This is a genomic window from Kribbella sp. NPDC058245, assembly GCF_042882005.1.
Classification (GTDB): Bacteria; Actinomycetota; Actinomycetes; order Propionibacteriales; family Kribbellaceae; genus Kribbella.
Window position 1 is genome coordinate 22921 of record NZ_JBHVWY010000015.1, and the last position, 15596, is coordinate 38516.

General features: G+C 68.0%; 14 protein-coding genes. 4 read left to right on the forward strand and 10 right to left on the reverse strand.

Annotation, left to right across the window (positions count from 1 at the left end; translation table 11 throughout):
* Positions 1-10 precede the first annotated feature (10 nt).
* The 6 genes from efeB to ACFVWG_RS30425 all read right to left on the reverse strand — a co-directional run bounded on the left by efeB (position 11) and on the right by ACFVWG_RS30425 (position 7279).
* Positions 11-1216, reverse strand: a complete 1206-nt coding sequence (gene efeB / locus ACFVWG_RS30400) for an iron uptake transporter deferrochelatase/peroxidase subunit (protein WP_391546869.1) — start codon at positions 1214-1216, stop codon at positions 11-13.
* Positions 1213-2334, reverse strand: a complete 1122-nt coding sequence (locus ACFVWG_RS30405) for an EfeM/EfeO family lipoprotein (RefSeq protein ID WP_391546870.1) — start codon at positions 2332-2334, stop codon at positions 1213-1215. The genes efeB and ACFVWG_RS30405 overlap by 4 nt, the downstream gene beginning before the upstream one ends.
* Before the next feature lie 160 nt (positions 2335-2494).
* Positions 2495-3028 carry a TetR family transcriptional regulator gene (locus ACFVWG_RS30410; protein WP_391546871.1) on the reverse strand — a complete coding sequence of 178 codons (534 nt, stop codon included), beginning with the start codon at positions 3026-3028 and terminating at the stop codon, positions 2495-2497.
* Positions 3025-4416 carry an MFS transporter gene (locus tag ACFVWG_RS30415; RefSeq protein WP_391546872.1) on the reverse strand — a complete coding sequence of 464 codons (1392 nt, stop codon included), beginning with the start codon at positions 4414-4416 and terminating at the stop codon, positions 3025-3027. The genes ACFVWG_RS30410 and ACFVWG_RS30415 overlap by 4 nt, the downstream gene beginning before the upstream one ends.
* Before the next feature lie 576 nt (positions 4417-4992).
* Positions 4993-6639 (reverse strand): trypsin-like peptidase domain-containing protein, encoded by a 1647-nt coding sequence (locus ACFVWG_RS30420; RefSeq protein WP_391546873.1) that lies wholly within the window; start codon positions 6637-6639, stop codon positions 4993-4995.
* Between the two features lie 82 nt (positions 6640-6721).
* Complete coding sequence (locus tag ACFVWG_RS30425) at positions 6722-7279, reverse strand: TetR family transcriptional regulator (protein WP_391546874.1); 558 nt, start codon at positions 7277-7279, stop codon at positions 6722-6724.
* 95 nt (positions 7280-7374) lie between these two features.
* Here ACFVWG_RS30425 and ACFVWG_RS30430 point away from each other — a divergent pair, with 95 nt between their 5' ends.
* Positions 7375-8205 carry an oxidoreductase gene (locus tag ACFVWG_RS30430; RefSeq protein WP_391546875.1) on the forward strand — a complete coding sequence of 277 codons (831 nt, stop codon included), beginning with the start codon at positions 7375-7377 and terminating at the stop codon, positions 8203-8205.
* Here the strand turns inward: ACFVWG_RS30430 and ACFVWG_RS30435 are convergent.
* Entirely contained in the window at positions 8202-9353 is a 1152-nt protein-coding gene (locus ACFVWG_RS30435; RefSeq protein WP_391546876.1) for an epoxide hydrolase family protein, read from the reverse strand. The genes ACFVWG_RS30430 and ACFVWG_RS30435 overlap by 4 nt on opposite strands.
* Positions 9354-9416: 63 nt before the next feature.
* Between ACFVWG_RS30435 and ACFVWG_RS30440 the strand changes: the two genes are divergently transcribed.
* Complete coding sequence (locus ACFVWG_RS30440) at positions 9417-10340, forward strand: helix-turn-helix transcriptional regulator (protein ID WP_391546877.1); 924 nt, start codon at positions 9417-9419, stop codon at positions 10338-10340.
* 12 nt (positions 10341-10352) lie between these two features.
* Here the strand turns inward: ACFVWG_RS30440 and ACFVWG_RS30445 are convergent, their stop codons facing one another.
* The gene (locus tag ACFVWG_RS30445) at positions 10353-10859 is read right to left on the reverse strand and encodes a DUF3558 family protein (RefSeq protein ID WP_391546878.1); all 507 of its coding nucleotides are present in this window, start codon (positions 10857-10859) and stop codon (positions 10353-10355) included.
* Between the two features lie 74 nt (positions 10860-10933).
* On the opposite strand from ACFVWG_RS30445, the gene ACFVWG_RS30450 reads away from it, so the two are divergent.
* Positions 10934-11767, forward strand: coding sequence for an alpha/beta fold hydrolase (locus ACFVWG_RS30450; protein WP_391546879.1), 834 nt, complete (start codon positions 10934-10936; stop codon positions 11765-11767).
* 227 nt (positions 11768-11994) lie between these two features.
* Here ACFVWG_RS30450 and ACFVWG_RS30455 read toward each other — a convergent pair whose 3' ends face one another.
* Both ACFVWG_RS30455 and ACFVWG_RS30460 read right to left on the reverse strand, forming a co-directional pair.
* Positions 11995-12903, reverse strand: coding sequence for a ribonuclease Z (locus ACFVWG_RS30455; protein ID WP_391546880.1), 909 nt, complete (start codon positions 12901-12903; stop codon positions 11995-11997).
* A complete protein-coding gene (locus ACFVWG_RS30460; protein WP_391546881.1) occupies positions 12900-13862 on the reverse strand; it encodes a pyridoxal-phosphate dependent enzyme in 963 nt (320 codons plus the stop codon). The genes ACFVWG_RS30455 and ACFVWG_RS30460 overlap by 4 nt, the downstream gene beginning before the upstream one ends.
* 55 nt (positions 13863-13917) lie before the next feature.
* Between ACFVWG_RS30460 and ACFVWG_RS30465 the strand changes: the two genes are divergently transcribed.
* Complete coding sequence (locus tag ACFVWG_RS30465) at positions 13918-14910, forward strand: GDSL-type esterase/lipase family protein (RefSeq protein ID WP_391546882.1); 993 nt, start codon at positions 13918-13920, stop codon at positions 14908-14910.
* The last annotated feature ends 686 nt before the right edge of the window (positions 14911-15596 follow it).

Here is a 15596-nt window from a genome sequence, read left to right on the forward strand (position 1 = left end):
CTTGAGTGAATCATCCGAGCAACGACCGCCCGAGGTGGTCGTTGCTGTCCCGTACACCGGGAAGCACAAAGAAGTAGCCGCCACCGACCGGCCGGATGTAGTCGACGAGGGGCTCGTCGATCAGCCGGGTCTGCACGGCCTCGAACTGCCGGACGACGTCCTGCTGATAGCAGCAGAACAGCAGTCCCAGATCCAGGTCACCGACCGCGTCGGTGCCCTTGTCGTAGTTGTAGCCACGGCGCAGGAACTGACTCGCCGCGGTCTGCTCGGTCCGCGGGTTGGCCATCCGGATGTGGCTGGTCAGCGGAATCGCCCCGCCGGTCGGATCGGCCGGATAGTTCGGAGTGTCGAACTCGGCGGTGCCGTCCAGCGGTGCGCCCGAGTCGCGGCGCCGGCCGAACATGTTCTCCTGCTCACCGATCGACACCCGGTCCCAGAACTCGACCAGCATCCGGATCTGCCGCAGTACCTGATAACTGCCGCCCTCGGTCCACGCAGGCTCGCCGCCACCCTGACCGACCCAGACGAGTTTGTCGTGATCATCCAGCACAGGCTTGACGGTGCCGTCCTTGAAACCCATCAGGTTGCGCGGCGTACCGGACGGCCGCGGCGGACTCAGGAAACCGTCGAGACGCCAGCGCAGTTGCATCGCGCCGCGCGTATGCCGGGCGATGTCCCGGAGCGCGTGCAGCACGGTGTCGGTCTCGGTCGCGCACAACTGCAGGCTCAGATCCCCGTGACACAGGCTCGCATCAAGGCTGTCATTGGGGAACTCCGTCATCGGCTTCAGCTTGGCCGGCTTGCGATCCTTCAGTCCATACCGATCGTCGAACAACGACGACCCGACACCGACTGTGACAGTCAGGTCATCCCCGGGCATGTCAGGCCCCAGTACGCCGGAATCGGCCGGCGGCGCGGTGATCCCCAGCGGCGGCAGTGCGCCGCCTGTGGTGAGCAGACGGGCCCGATCGGTCAGGGTCTTGAACAGGTCGGTCAGCTCAGCCTTGTTCGCCGCGATCACGTCGAACGACGCGAAGATCGCCTGCTTCTGCTGATCCGTCGTGATGCCCGCCTGGTGAATGCCGTGGAACGGCACCGACGGCGTGGTCGCCGCCTCGGCCGTGACTTCGCTGGCCGTGATCGCACCAGCCACGGCGGCCGCGCCGGCCCCGGCCAGCGCGCCGCGGAGGAAGGATCGGCGGCCGACGTCGCTCACGAGCTTCTCCGTACTTCGCAGATCGCCGCCACCGGGGCGAGTTTCTCGAGCAGTTCGCCGACCGCGCCGTTGAGCTGCCGGCGGGTGGTCCGATCCAGTTTGTCGACCGGAGTGGCCTTGTGCGCTGTGAGCAGGGTGCGGGTCCGCGCTTCCCACTTCTGTACGTCGGCCAGCTCCGGGTACCGCGGTTTCAGGACCGGGTCCAGGATCGCCAGCACCTTCGCCGTACCGTCCAAGTTGGCCAGCGCGGTCGCGAGCGACGTACCGCTGCCTTGGTCGTTCTCGCCGGTCAGCTCGAACTGGAGCGCGTTCTCCATGATCTCGTGGGCGCGCAGGCCGAGGTCGTTCGGATCGACCTGCTCGTTGGGCAGATCCTTCTGCAGGCCGTGAACGTCGACGACGAGCTGGGCCGCGATCGGCTTCAGCGAGGCCGCGGACGCTTTGTGCCACAGGCCCTTCTCCAGCGGGTGGAATCCACCAGATCCGTCGATCTTGTCCGCGAAGTCACCGAACGCGTCGTACGCCGCACCGAGCGAGTTGTAGGTCAGGTGGGCCGCCAGCCAGTCGTTGCGGGCGGCAACGAGATTGCCGGTGTCGATGTCGGACCGCAGCTTCTCGGTCTTGACGATCAGGTCGGCGACTCCGGACGCCACCGCGGCCTCGTACTGCTTCACCAGCGGGAGCATCTCGTTCTTGGTCACGGCTGTTGCGGCCGGTCCGCCCGGCGCGTCACCTGTGATCGTCACGGCCGGACCGGTGATCACGCTGGTGTCCTCGATCAGGCAGCGGATCGCGTACTTGCCGGCGCCGAGCTGGACGTCCATCGGCGCCATCGTGTTCGGGCCGAGGCCCTCCACCTCGCCGTACACCTTGTTGCTGCCGAGCTCGACCAGATCGACCTCGGCTGACGCATCGCCGGTGTTGTGCAGGATCAGCTGCTGCCGCCCGGTCTGCGCGCCGCTCCAGCCCTGGCCGCACTGGCTGCGTGAGACGGTGATCTCCTGCGACGAACTGGTCGCGGCCGCAGTGTCTTCCCACGGCCGCCAGACCGCCACGGCCACGCCCGCACCGACGACGGCCAGTACGACGACCGCGGGGAACGGACGGGGAATCGGCACGACAGGTCGCTCCAGTGCGTTGGCATTTGTATTCGCCGCCGATATTAACCCCGGGATCGGGGACGGTGGGTGCTGTTCGGCCTGTCGTCACGCACTGTTCGCCCGAGCAGGGGCCTGACGTCCGAAGGTTCCGCGCGCGTGGTCGGCGTGTTTTCGGACGCTAGTTGATCAGGGCCTGGATCGCCGGGGAGTACAGCTCGACGATCCGCTCGGCGTCGGCGGTGGCGGCCGGGCCGGTGCGCTCGATCGCCATCGCGGCGCTGAGGCCGAGCAGTTGCGCGGTGATCAGCTCCGCCCGGAGGTCGGCGTCCGGACCGGTCAGGCGGTCGGTGAAGGCGCGGGTCACCTGGTCGCGGAAGTGCTCGCGGATCAGGGCGCGTTCATCGCCGCCACCGGCCGCGAAGACCACGCGGAGCAGCAGGTCCAGGCCGTTGTCCCGGCGATAGGTGACCAGGGTCCGGACGATGTGGGCGCCGAGTTCGGCATCCGGTGCATCGAGCAACAATTCGGCCGCCTCACTGAAGTCCGCGACGCGTTCGAAGAGCGCTTCCTTGCTGCCGAAGTGCTTCACGATCAGGGCGGCGCTCACGTTCGCCTCGCCCGCGATCCCGCGCAACGTGACCGCGGCGTACGGCTGCAGCGCGAAAGCACGCCGGGCGGCCCGGAGGATCGCCGTACGGCCTGGGTCGATCATGACGCTGCCGCCGACCTGCGGGCCGGGATCAAGCTGCGTGGGATCAGGAAGGCGAGCCCAGCCGCGACCGCCGCGGCCACGCCGGCGATCGCGAACACGATCAGGTACGCCGACAGGGCCGGAGCGACCCGTCCGCCGTCCGTCACGGTCACGGTGGTGAGTACGGTCGCGACGATCGTGCTGCAGATCGCCGTACCGACTGTGCGCATCAGGGTGTTGAGGCCGTTGGCCGCCGCCGTCTCGGTCACGGGCACAGCATGCATGATCAAGGCCGGGAGTGCCGAATACGCGATCGCCGTACCGGCTGCCACCACGGTCGCGCCGATCACGATTCCGGCGATCGAATGGCTGGTGAACAGGCGAACGACGTACCCGACGGCCATCAGGACCGAAGCGATCGCGAGGCTGAAGCGCGGACCGCGGGAGGCCGAAATTCGGCCGGATACCGGGGAAAGCAGCACCATCGCGACGCCGCCCGGCAACAGGCAGAGGCCGCTGACCACGATCGATGCCCCGAGCCCGTATCCGGTCCAGGTCGGCTCCTGCACGAGTTGCGCGGTCGACAACGAGTTCGCGTAGAAGGCGAAGCCGATCAGCAGTGCGCTGAGGTTGGTGAACAGCACCGCGGGGCGCGCCGAGACCCGGAGGTCGACGAGCGGGCTGACGGTTTTGAGTTCGTACCAGACCCACAGCGGCACGACGGCTACCGCTGCGACGGAGAGCGCGATCGTCGGGCCGGCGCCCCACTCGCGGGCCTTCGAGACTGCAAGCAGCAGGCAGACGAGGAACGCCGCGAGGCCTAGTGCACCCAGTACGTCGAAGCGACCGCTGGTCCGCACGACCGACTCGGGGACGACCAGGACGACGAGGATGATGTCGAGCACGCCGAGGCCGACACAGATCCAGAACATCGCGTGCCAGTTGAAGTACTCGACCACGAGCGTCGCGGCCGGAATGCCGAACGCGGCGCCGACACCAAGGGTCGAGCTCATCAACGCGATCGCGGGGATGACCCTTCGCGCCGGTAGCTCGTCGCGCAGGATGCTGATTCCCAGCGGTACGACGGCAATCGCGGCCCCCTGGAACGCGCGACCGACGATCAACACGGGCAGCGCGGAACTCATCGCGCAGAACAGCGACCCGATCACCATCGAGCCGAGCGCGATCAACAGCACCAGGCGCTTCCCGTACATGTCACCCGCCCGGCCGAGCAGCGGCGTGAACACCGCACCGGTCAGCAGGGTCACCGTCAGCAACCAACTGACGTCAGCGGCTGGACTCCCGGTGATCCCCGGCATCAGTGGCAGCAACGGCACCACGATCGTCTGACTGACCGAAACCAGTACGCCACAAGACCCCAGAACCCCCAGTACCGCCCGCGCCCTCACCCCACCAGAGTAAACGCCCGTTCACCACCCCGCTCCCACCTTGAGCACGCACCAACCACTTCCAAGCGCCCCCACCGGTCGAACCGTGCCCAAAGTCACCCCTGGGCGACCGCCCCTCAAAGCTCAGGCCGCCACTCCTCGTGCACGCCCCGCACCTTGTGCACCCACCAACCACCTCCGCGCGCCCCCCATGGTCGAGCCGTGCTCAAAGTGGCGCGGACGGCTCACCTTGTGCACCCACCAACCATTTCAGCGGCCCATTCATGGTTGAACCGTGCTCAAAGTCCACCAGCCGCCCAACCCGCCGACCCACACCTTGGGCACGAGATCGCACCTTGAGCACCCACCAACCACATCCGCGCGCCCCACATGGTTGAACGGTGCTCAAAGTGGCGCGAGCAGCTCACTTTGTGCACCCATCAACCGTTTCGGAGGGGCGATCGTGGTTGAGGGGTGCTCAAGGTGGGTGGGGACATGAAACGGGCCCGGGGCGCCTGGGGGAGGAGGTGGCGCGCCGGGCCCGGTGGGGTCCGCTGGAGCGAGGGGGTGACGCTCTCAGCGGACCCGGTTTCAGGATCAGCGGACGGGGCCGGTGATCAGTTCGATGGTGGCTTTGTGTGACTGGCCCTGCTGGTCGGTCCAGACGACCTCGACCTTGTCGCCGGGGTGGTGCTGGTCGAGCAGCTGGGACAGCGTGTCGGGGTCGGTGACCGGCTTGCCGTCGAAGGAGGTGATGACGTCGCCTGCGGTGATGCCGGCCTCGTCGGCCTTGCCCTGCGGGATCACGTCCTGGATCGCGGCGCCCTGGACGCCGGCGTTCGGGAGGATGGAGACGCCCAGCAGCGGGTCGGCCCCGATGTGGATGTCCGCGGTCTCCTGGCCGGACTCGATCTGCTTGGCGATGTCCATCGCCTCGTTGATCGGGATCGCGTAGCCCTGCGGGCCGGCGCTCTGACCTTGTCCCTGACCGCCCTGGCCTTGGCCCTGACCGCCGTACGGGTCCTGCGGGAAGCCCTGGCCGTCACCGTAGCCGGGCGGGAGACCGTCGCCGTCAGCGGCGAGGTGCAGGTTGGAGTTGGAGCCACCGGCCGCCGTCTGACCCGGGTACTGACCGCCGCCGCTGCCGCCGTTGTTGCCGGCGGTGTCCATCCCGACCACTTCACCGTTGGCGTTCGCGAGCGGTCCACCGGACTGGCCGGCCTGGATGTTCGCGTCGGTCTGCAGGAGGTTCGTCAGGTTCTCCGGGTCCTGGCCGTTCTGGTCGGTCGCGGTGATCGCCTGGTCCACCGCGGTGATCTTGCCGGCCGCGTAGGTCGGCGTACCGCCCTTGCCGCCCGCGTTGCCGATACCGACCACCTGGTCGCCGACCTTCACGTTGTCGGAGTCGCCGATCTTCGCGGTCTGCAGCCCGGACGCGTCCTTCAGCTTCAGTACGGCGATGTCGTGGTTCTCGTCGTACCCGACGACGGTGGCCACGTACGTCTTGCCGTTGCCCACGTCGGTCACGCTGATCGACGTCGCACCCTCGATGACGTGGTGGTTGGTCAGGATCACGCCGTCCGAGGTGAGCACGATGCCGGTACCGGCGGCCTTGGCGTTCTCCAGCCCGAGCACGGTGTTGATGTTCACCAGACCGGGCGACACCTTCGACGCGACCGCGGCCGGGTCGAACTGCGACTGCGACAACTGCGAGCCCTGCGGGTTGCCCACGTGCTGATCGATGCCCCAGGCAACCGATCCGGCGACCAGGAGGGCCGCGATGCTCATCGCACCGGCTGCGAGCAGCCGGCGCTTCTTGCGCTTCGGCGGCTGAGCCGGCCCGGAACCGATGACCTGGCCAGGGACCGGCGGGTAGCCACCACCACCGTGCCAGCCGCCGTACGGGGCCGGGACCTGAGCCTGCTGCGGGTGCTGCATCGGCTGCGGGTAGTACGGTCCCTGCTGCGGCGCCTGACCCTGAACAGGTGCCCCCGGCAACTGCCAGCCCGGGTTCTGCCAACCCTGGTTGTGCACCGGCTGGTTCGGGTCCGGCTGGTTCTGGACCGGCTGGTTCGGCAGCGGCTCGTTCTGGACCGGCTGCTGGTACTGCGGTCCGGGCGGCAGCGGGATCGCCTGCTTGGGTCCCTCCTGTGCCTGCGGCCCGTTCCACTCGGGGCTCGGGCCCTGGCCTGGCTGGGGTCCCTCTGCCTGCTTGTCGTCCTGCTGTCCTGCACCGTCACTCATCGCCGTTGCCCTCCTCAGCCCAGTTCCTTCTGGTACGAGTAGAGCTCGCGGATCTGAGAACAGTCTCGGGTCAACCAATGAATCAGCTGAGAATCTTCTCCACCGCGCTCACCACGGCCCGGCGCCGCACCGCCCGGCTCGGCGCCGCGGCGCCGTACTCAGGTGTCATCGACGACCAATTGGTCGCAATCGCCTGGATCAGCGACAACAGGCTGACCGACGAAAACTGCTTCGGGACGGTACGCCGACGCTGCGCGCGATCGAGCTCGTCGAGCCGGGTCTGGTTCACCGCGATGATCGCCTCGAGTGGTTGCCCGTCCGGTCGCTCCAACCGGTACCAGCTCGTCAGCCGGAGCCGCGCCGGGTTGTCCTCGAAGTAGTCGAACAGCCGACCGGCATACGCAGGCAGATCCGCGGTATCGAAGCCGACCACCGCCAGATACTCCTCGACGGACGCACTGAACACCGCGTCGAACAGCCCGTCCTTGTTGCCGAAATACGCGTAGAGCATGGCCTTGTTGCATCCGGCCACTTCGGCGATCCGCTGCACCCGGGCCCCGGCGATCCCGCGCTCGGCGAACTCCTCCGTGGCCGCGGCCAGGATCTTGCTCCGGGTCCGATCGGCGTTCCGCTGTTGCATACCCGCCAGCATACAACCAACCGGTTGGTTGCTTTCTGGGGAGCGACAAGGTTAGCTTGAGATGTATCCAACCGTTTGGTTAGTTAGGACCGACAATGAGCAAGGTGTGGTTGATCACCGGTAGTTCCCGCGGCCTCGGACGCGCACTGGCTGAGGCCGTACTGTCCGCCGGCGACCGAGTCGTCGCCACCGCGCGGACGCCGGAACAGCTCGCCGACCTGGTCACGAAGTACGGCGATCAGGTGCGGGCAGTGGCGTTGGACGTCACGAACGCGGAGGCCGCGCGGGCCGCCGTACAGACTGCTGTGGACGAGTTCGGCGCACTCGATGTGGTGGCGAACAACGCCGGGTACGCAAACAGTGCGCCGATCGAAGAGACACCGGACGACGACTTCCGCGCCCAGGTGGAGACCAACCTCTTCGGCGTAGTGAACGTGACCAAGGCCGCGCTACCGGTCTTCCGGGAGCAGCGGCACGGCCACTTCCTGCAGTTCTCGTCGATCGGCGGCCGGGTCGGCGGGACGCCGGGGATGGGCGCCTACCAGACCGCGAAGTTCGCCGTCGAAGGGTTCTCCGAGGTGCTGATCAACGAGGTCAAACCCTTCGGCGTCAAGGTGACCATCGTCGAGCCCGGCGCCTTCCGCACCGACTGGGGTGGCTCCTCGATGACCATCTCCCCCACTCACGCCGACTACGACGAAACCGTGGGCGCCATGAACCGCTACCGCGTCGAGGCGGACGGCAAACAGGCCGGCGACCCCACGAAGGCCGCCCAGGCAATCCTCCAGGTGGTCGCGCTGGACGAGCCGCCGCTGCGGTTGCTGCTCGGCACGGACGCACTCACCCGCGCCGAGCAGGGTTCCCGCGAGCGGGCCGAGGAGACAGCCGCCTGGGCACACCTGTCCACCTCGACCGATTTCGACTAACGCAGGTCGCTGAAGAACTCGCGGACGTCGGTCACCAGCAGCTCGGGCTCCTCGAGCGCCGCGAAGTGACCGCCACGGTCGATGTCGTTCCACCGGGTGACCGTGTTCTCCTGCTCGACATACCGGCGGATCGGTACGTCGTGCGCGAAGGCCAGGACAGCGGTCGGGACGCCGGTGTTCTCGCGCGCCGAGCCCCACGGCTGTCCTTGCACATAACCGACGTACGCCGCGGAACTCGCCGTACCGGTCAGCCAGTAGAGCATGACGTTCGTGAGCAGCCGGTCCTTGCCGATGATCTCGTCGGGCAGCGTGTCGGCCGGATGGGTCCAGGCACGGAACTTGTCCAGGATCCAGGCCAGCTGCCCGGCCGGCGAATCGACCAGGCCGTAGCCGAGCGTCTGCGGCCGGGTCGACTGGATCGCGATGTAGCCGAACTCCTCCTGCATGAATCTTCCGATCCGCGCGACCCGGTCCTGCTCCAGCTCGGTCAGGCTGCGCAGCTCGTCCTCGGCCAGCGGCAACCGCGGGATCGGGCCCGGCCCGCCATTGGTGTGCACGCCGACCACCCGATCCCGCGCCGCCCGCGCGACCCCGGGTGACACCGAGCCGCCGATGTCGCCACCCTGGACGCCGTACTTCTCGTAACCCAGCCGGTTCATCAGCTCGGCCCAGACCCGGCCGATCCGGTCAGCCGTCCAGCCACCCTCGGAGACCGGGCCCGAGAACCCGAACCCGGGCAGCGACGGGATCACCACATGGAAGGCATCCGCCGCGTCACCGCCGTGCGCGACCGGGTCGGTCAGCGGTCCGATCACGTCGAGGAACTCGACCACCGACCCCGGCCACCCGTGCGTCAGCAGCAACGGCAGCGCATCCGGCTCGGCCGAGGTCACGTGCAGGAAGTGGATCTGCTGGCCCTCGATCTCGGTCGTGTACTGCGGGTACGCGTTCAGCTCGGCCTCCGCGGCCCGCCAGTCGTACTTCGTCCGCCAGTAGTCGACCAGCTCGGCCAGATAGGCCACCGGTACGCCGGTGTCCCAGCCGTCACCGGGCAGCGGAGCGGGGAGCCGGGTGGCGGCCAGCTTCGCCGCCAGATCGTCGAGTTCGGTCTGCGGGATTTCGATGCGGAAGGGCTTGATCGTCGTCATGTCCTGTACTCTTCCAGCCAGTTAGGACAGCTTCTGTCCTAGGGAACCGGAAGAATTCCGACCATGCTGGAAACCTCCGCACGACTCCTCAAACTGCTCTCACTCCTCCAGTCACCGAGAGACTGGAGCGGTACGGCGCTGGCCGCCGAGCTCGGTGTCGGCCCCCGAACGATCCGCCGTGACGTCGACAAGCTGCGCAACCTCGGCTACCCGGTGGACGCCGTACCGGGTGTGGCCGGCTATCGCCTGGGCGCCGGGGCCTCGCTGCCACCGCTGCTCCTGGACGACGACGAGGCCATCGCCGTCGCAGTCGGCCTCCGAGCCGCAGCCGGAGGCACGGTAGCCGGCATCGAGGAGTCGTCGGTCCGCGCGCTGACCAAGCTCGAGCAGGTCCTGCCCTCGCGACTCCGGCACCGGGTGAAGCTGCTCCAGGCCGTCGCGGTCACCCCGTCCGGAGCACCCGCCGTACAGCCGGACGTACTGCTGGCGGTCGCCGAGGCCTGCCGCGATCACCAGCGGATGCGGTTCGACTATCGCAACCACGACGGCACGGCCGCCCGCCGTACGACGGAGCCGCATCGACTGGTCAACACCGGGCGCCGCTGGTATCTGATCGCGTGGGACCTAGACCGCACCGACTGGCGGACGTTCCGCCTGGACCGCCTCGTCCCGATCGTCCCCACCGGTCCGCGCTTCACACCGCGCGAAGTCCCCGAGCAGAAGGCCGAGCGCGCCGCCTACCGCTACCAGGCACGCTTCCTCATCCACGCTCCCGCCGAAGTCGTCGCCGACCAGCTAGGCCCCAACGTCGCCACCGTCACCGCACTCACCGCCACCACGACAACGGTCGAGGCCGGCTCCAACTCCCTCGACGAACTAGCCCTGTACGTCGGCCTCCTCGGCCACCGCTTCGAGATCCAGTCCCCGCCTGAACTCGTCGCCCACGTCCGCGACTTGACCGCTCGGTTGACCGCCGCAGTGTCCTAAAGCGGCAGTGTCCTAGAGCATCTGCTGTTCGCGAAGCTTCCGGATCGTGCCGGCCGTGACGGCCTTCGCCTGAGTACACGCGGCGCTCGCCGACGCCGGTGCCGGATAACCCACCGCCACCTCGACGACCGTCCTCCGCGCTACGGAGAAGAAGGTGCCACACGTCGGGTTCCGTTTGCTCTTGCTCACAACGACGTTGACGCCGTCGATCACGACGCCCGCGTCGACCGGCTCGGAGAAGATCTGGTGAAAGTCGGTCACGGCGCTCGGGCTCCACCCGATCAACACCATGATCGAGAAGTTGTCGGCCGAGCTCCAGACACAGTTGCTGGTGGTCTCACCCCGGTAGTCGCTCGACTGTTCGAGGTGATGCGTCTCCAGCACCTCCGGGCTGACCAGCCGACAAGGCTCAGCCTCCTGCGCCGAGGGAGGAGGCGTTGGCACGGCCTGCGGCAGCACCGTCGTACCGCAGGCACTCAAAGCACCCACGACAGCCAGCAGACCGACGGCTCGGATCATGACGGCAACGTACCGAGAGGGTCTCGGGACCGGTCCCCGGTGACGTGGGCGGGCATCGGCGGTAGCGTGCGGTCATGTCGCTGACCGGGGTCGAGGATCGGTACGTCGAGACAGTGCTGGGCCGGATCCGGTTGCGGATCGGGGGTTCCGGGGAAGCGATGCTGTTCTGGCCGAGCCTGCTGATGGACGGCACCTTGTGGGCCGGGCAGGCGGCGCATTTCATGGATCGCTATCAGGTGGTACTGGTGGATCCGCCGGGGCACGGAGGTAGTTCGGATCTGGCGGGACCGTTCAGCTTCGAGCAGTGTGCGGAGGTCGTCCGCGCGATCATCGATGCCCTGGGCATCGACAAGGTCCATGTCATCGGCAACAGTTGGGGCGGGATGATCGGCGGCACGTTCGCCGCGATGCATCCGGACCGGATCGGCCTTGCTGTGTTGATGAATGCGACCGCGTCACCGTCCAACACTCGCCAGAAACTCGAGTACGGCGTACTGACCGGTGCCGCTCGTTTGCTCGGCGGGATTCGTGGGCCGCTGGTCGGTCCGGTGGTCGATGCATTCCTCGGTCCGACGGCCAAGCATGAGAAGCCCGAAGTCGTTGCCACGGTCAAGCAATTGGCTCAACAGGTGAACGTGAAGTCGGGCATGCACGCCGTCACCAGCGTCGTCCCGCGACGCCCAGACCAGCGCACCCTCTTCGGCCAGATCCGCACCCCGGTCCTCGTCGTGGCCGGCGCCGAGGACGCCACCTTCCCGGTCGCCGAGACCGAAGCCATGGCCGACTCCATCCCCGGCGCGCGCTTCGTCGTACTGGAACAGTCCGCCCACCTGGCCGCCCTCGAATCCCCCACCGAGGTCAACACCCTCATCGACGACTTCCTCGCCGACAACCCTTCCCCCACCTAACGTCCGAACGACCGGAGAGCCCGCCTCCGCTTCTTCGGACGCTACGACAAGCGCCGCGCTAACGTCCGAACGACCGGAGAGCCCGCCTCCGGTACTTCGGACGTTACGACAAGCACTGCGCCAACGTCCGAACGACCGGAGAGCCCGCCTCCGCTTCTTCGGACGTTACGACAAGCACTGCGCTAACGTCCGAACGACCGGAGAGCCCGCCTCCGCTTCTTCGGACGTTAGCGGCGGGTGGGGACGGGGGTGCGGGAGAGGTCGGAGGCTACGACGATCTCGCCGGAGAACTCGGCGGCGGCTTCTTCGTGGAAGCGTTCGGGTTCCAGGTAGCGCTGGGAGAAGTGGGTGAGGACGAGTTTGCGGACGCCGGATTCCTCGGCGACTCTGGCGGCCTGACGGGCGGTGAGGTGGCCGAAGCGGCGGGCGAGGTCGGCTTCGGCCGACAGGTAGGTCGACTCGATGACGAGCAGGTCGGCCTGGTCGGCAAGGGCGAGCACGTTCGCGCAGAGGCGGGTGTCCATGATGAACGCGAAACGCTGGCCGCGCCGGGGTTCGCTGACCTGATCGAGGTCCACCGTCCGGCCGTCGACCACGATCGAGCCGGCGTGTTGAAGTCGGGCGATGTCGGGTCCCGCGACGCCAAAAGCCTTGAGCTGGTCGGGCAGCATGCGACGTCCGTCGGGCTCGATCAGCTGGTACCCGAACGACTCGAGCGAGTGCTCCAACCGCCGCGCCCACAACTGACCGAACGGGCCGACGGCCAGCAGACCGTCCTCCTCGACCGGCTCCTCCAGCAACTCCGCCCGCTCGTAGAACGAAGCGGCGTACCGGAGGCGGTTGAAGTACTCCTGCCCGGACGCCGGGTAGTGCGCCCGAACAGCATGCGGTACGTCGTCCAGTGAGAGTCGCTGGACGATTCCCGGTACGCCGAGACAGTGGTCGCCGTGGAAATGGGTGATGCAGAGTCGCGTGATCGCGCCGGCCGCGACCCCGGCGTACAGCATCTGTCGTTGGGTTCCCTCCCCCGGATCGAACAGGAACCCGTCCTCGTCCCAGCGCAGGAAGTATCCGTTCTGGGTGCGTTCCCGCGACGGCACCTGACTTCCGGTACCGAGGATGACCAGCTCCCTCAACGCAGCACCTCGGCCAGCGTCTTCGCCGAGATGTTGGCCCCGCACGAGACCACCGCCACCCGACCCGCGGTCAGCGTCCGGGCCGCCGCGAACGCCATCGCAGCGGAACCCTCGATCAGATGGTGCTCGGTGTCGATGACCGCCCGCAGCGCGTCGCGAATCGCCGGCTCGTCGACCAGGATCCACTCGTCGACCAGCTCCCGGCACAGGTCGAAGGTGATCGACCCCGGTTCGACACTGCCCGCCGTACCGTCGGACAACGTCGGCGCGGCATCGACCGGGATGATCTTGCCCGCGCGCACCGACTCGGCCATCGCGGCATCGGCGGTCGGCGAAACGCCGTACACCTTGATGCCGGGGAGTTGCTGCTTGAGCACCGCGGCGACTCCGCTGATCAAACCGCCGCCGCCGACCGCAACCACGACGCCATCGAGGTGCTCACCCTTTAGCTGCTTGACCAGCTCAACGCCGATCGTGCCTTGGCCGGCGATGACATCCGCGTCGTTGTACGGCGAGACGTAGGTCAGGCCGTGTTCGTCCGCATAGGCGCGTGCCTTGAGCTCCTGGGCGCCGGTGTCGTTGCCCTCGGCCCGCAGTTCGGCGCCGAGCCTTTGCAGCGCGGCGACCTTGCTGCTCGACGCGTTCTCCGGGAGGTAGACGATCGCGCGCCCACCCAGGAGTGCGAGCGCGTTGGCGACCCCGAGACCGTGGTTGCCGGAGGACGCCGTGACCACGCCGGCTTCCCGTTCGTCGTCCGTCAGCGTGAGGATCTTCGCCAGCGCACCGCGCGCCTTGAACGAACCGGTCCGCTGAAGGTGTTCGCACTTGGCCAGCACCTCGACACCGAGGTCCGCGCTGAAGCCATGGAACGGCAGGAGCGGTGTCGGCGGCAGGTACTCGTGCAGCGACGGCGCGATCCCCCGCGAACGATCGGCGATCTCGGCAGCGCTGACCGGCATTGTGCCTCCTCATAAGCTGTGCGTCTCGACTGCAGGCTATCCGGAGGGCGGGCGCGTGACGGAGTCTTTATGGAGCGGGTACCAGTACGCCGAGACCACCTCCGACGGCTGGACGACGTACTGGCGTCTGGACCCGCGCGGCCAAGACCCCACCCTGACGGAGTGGACCGGCGACCCCGCCCGCCCCGGCCAACGCCTGTGGGAACGCGCAGCAACGCCAGCCGGAGTCCACGGCCGCTGGAGTACGGCGGCGACCTCGCTCCGGCTCGAACTGCGCGCGGCCCGAGGCATCGCGAAGCGGGTCGCCCCACTCGACGTACTGGTGGACGGCTCGCTGCACCGCCGGTGTGAGGTCGCTGAGGGTGAGCAGGAGCTGGTCGTTTCATTGCCCGGCGCCCCGGCAACCGTGGAGGTCTGGCTGCCGCAACTCGGGCGGGTCGCGCTGCGCGGTCTCGCCTTCGACGCTCCGGCCGAACCGCTCGCGGTCACCGGCCCGCGCTGGACCACCTACGGCAGCTCCATCACGCAAGCCGGCGGTGCCGCCGGCCCCTCCGAAACCTGGCCCGCCCTGGTCGCCCGCCACCACGGCTGGCACCTGACCTGCCTAGGCCTCTCCGGCGAATGCCACCTCGACCCAGTCGTCGCCCGAACCATACGAGCCACCCCAGCCCGCCTCATCTCCCTCTGCCTCGGCGTCAACATCTACGGCGGCGCCACCTACAGCGGCCGCACCCTCCCAAGCCAAGTCGAGTCCTTCGTCACCACAATCCGCGACGGCCATCCCTCCACCCCCATCGTCGTCATCACCCCCTTGGTGGTCCCCGACCGCGAAGGCGAACGCAACGCAGTCGGGTTGACTTTGGACGACGTCCGAGACTGCGTGGAACGCGGCGCCCGCGTCGATCCCGCCGTACAAGTCATCGACGGCCGCACCATCCTCACCTCCGCTGAAGCCCGCGAGTTGTACACCGACGGCCTACACCCAGGCCCCGACGGCTACCGCGTCATAGCCAACCGCCTGATCCCCCACCTAACCCTCCCGACCTAACCGCACGCGGTTGACCCCACCCGTGCACCCGATCCCCACCCACGCGCGACCCGCTCAGCGGCCAGATCGACGGCCTTTCTCCAGGTCGCCCCCATCACCATCTGATGGGTTAACCCGTGCCGTTGTGGGTTCTGCACCCGCATGAGGGTGCAAAACCCACAAGCTGCTGGGGGAACCCATCAGATGCCGCGCGGTCCGGCTCCCCCCGCGGCCGACCGCGTACACGGTGGTTGCTCGTCGCTGAGGTGCGTTAGCCGGTAGTTTTTCGGGTCCAGGCGACGAAAAGTTACCGACTAACGTGCATGGGGTGGGCCACCTCCGCGCGGGACGGTGAGGTAGCGAGTTGATCGTCGTCGAAGACGAAGGCCATGGCGGACCGTCGATGGTCGAGGCCTGGTGTCACGCCAACACCCGCCACGCCGATCGGCTGGAGCACGAACACCGCACGTGAGCCTTGCGGCGCTTCACCACCTGATGCCGCGGAGCCGTGATCGACAGACGTGCATTTGAACGGATACCCCCTCAAGTCGACGGTTCTCCCCTCAAATTTTCAGGGGAGAACCGTCAAACTGCGGGGATATCCCCTGAAATGGCCGCGGGGCGGGGCGGGGCGGGGCCGGGGCGGATCGCGTGGTTGCGGGGTGGGCGAGGACCACCCGCGCCCGGTGGAGGGCGCGGGTGGGGGT

What these genes read in the sequence shown, in the direction of transcription:
- ACFVWG_RS30410 (WP_391546871.1), bottom strand. Translation starts at nt 3,028, where the DNA reads ATGATCGACCCAGGCCGTACGGCGATCCTCCGGGCCGCCCGGCGTGCT.
- ACFVWG_RS30420 (WP_391546873.1), bottom strand. Translation starts at nt 6,639, where the DNA reads ATGAGTGACGGTGCAGGACAGCAGGACGACAAGCAGGCAGAGGGACCC.
- ACFVWG_RS30425 (WP_391546874.1), bottom strand. Translation starts at nt 7,279, where the DNA reads ATGCAACAGCGGAACGCCGATCGGACCCGGAGCAAGATCCTGGCCGCG.
- ACFVWG_RS30430 (WP_391546875.1), top strand. Translation starts at nt 7,375, where the DNA reads ATGAGCAAGGTGTGGTTGATCACCGGTAGTTCCCGCGGCCTCGGACGC.
- ACFVWG_RS30435 (WP_391546876.1), bottom strand. Translation starts at nt 9,353, where the DNA reads ATGACGACGATCAAGCCCTTCCGCATCGAAATCCCGCAGACCGAACTC.
- ACFVWG_RS30440 (WP_391546877.1), top strand. Translation starts at nt 9,417, where the DNA reads ATGCTGGAAACCTCCGCACGACTCCTCAAACTGCTCTCACTCCTCCAG.
- ACFVWG_RS30445 (WP_391546878.1), bottom strand. Translation starts at nt 10,859, where the DNA reads ATGATCCGAGCCGTCGGTCTGCTGGCTGTCGTGGGTGCTTTGAGTGCC.
- ACFVWG_RS30450 (WP_391546879.1), top strand. Translation starts at nt 10,934, where the DNA reads ATGTCGCTGACCGGGGTCGAGGATCGGTACGTCGAGACAGTGCTGGGC.
- ACFVWG_RS30460 (WP_391546881.1), bottom strand. Translation starts at nt 13,862, where the DNA reads ATGCCGGTCAGCGCTGCCGAGATCGCCGATCGTTCGCGGGGGATCGCG.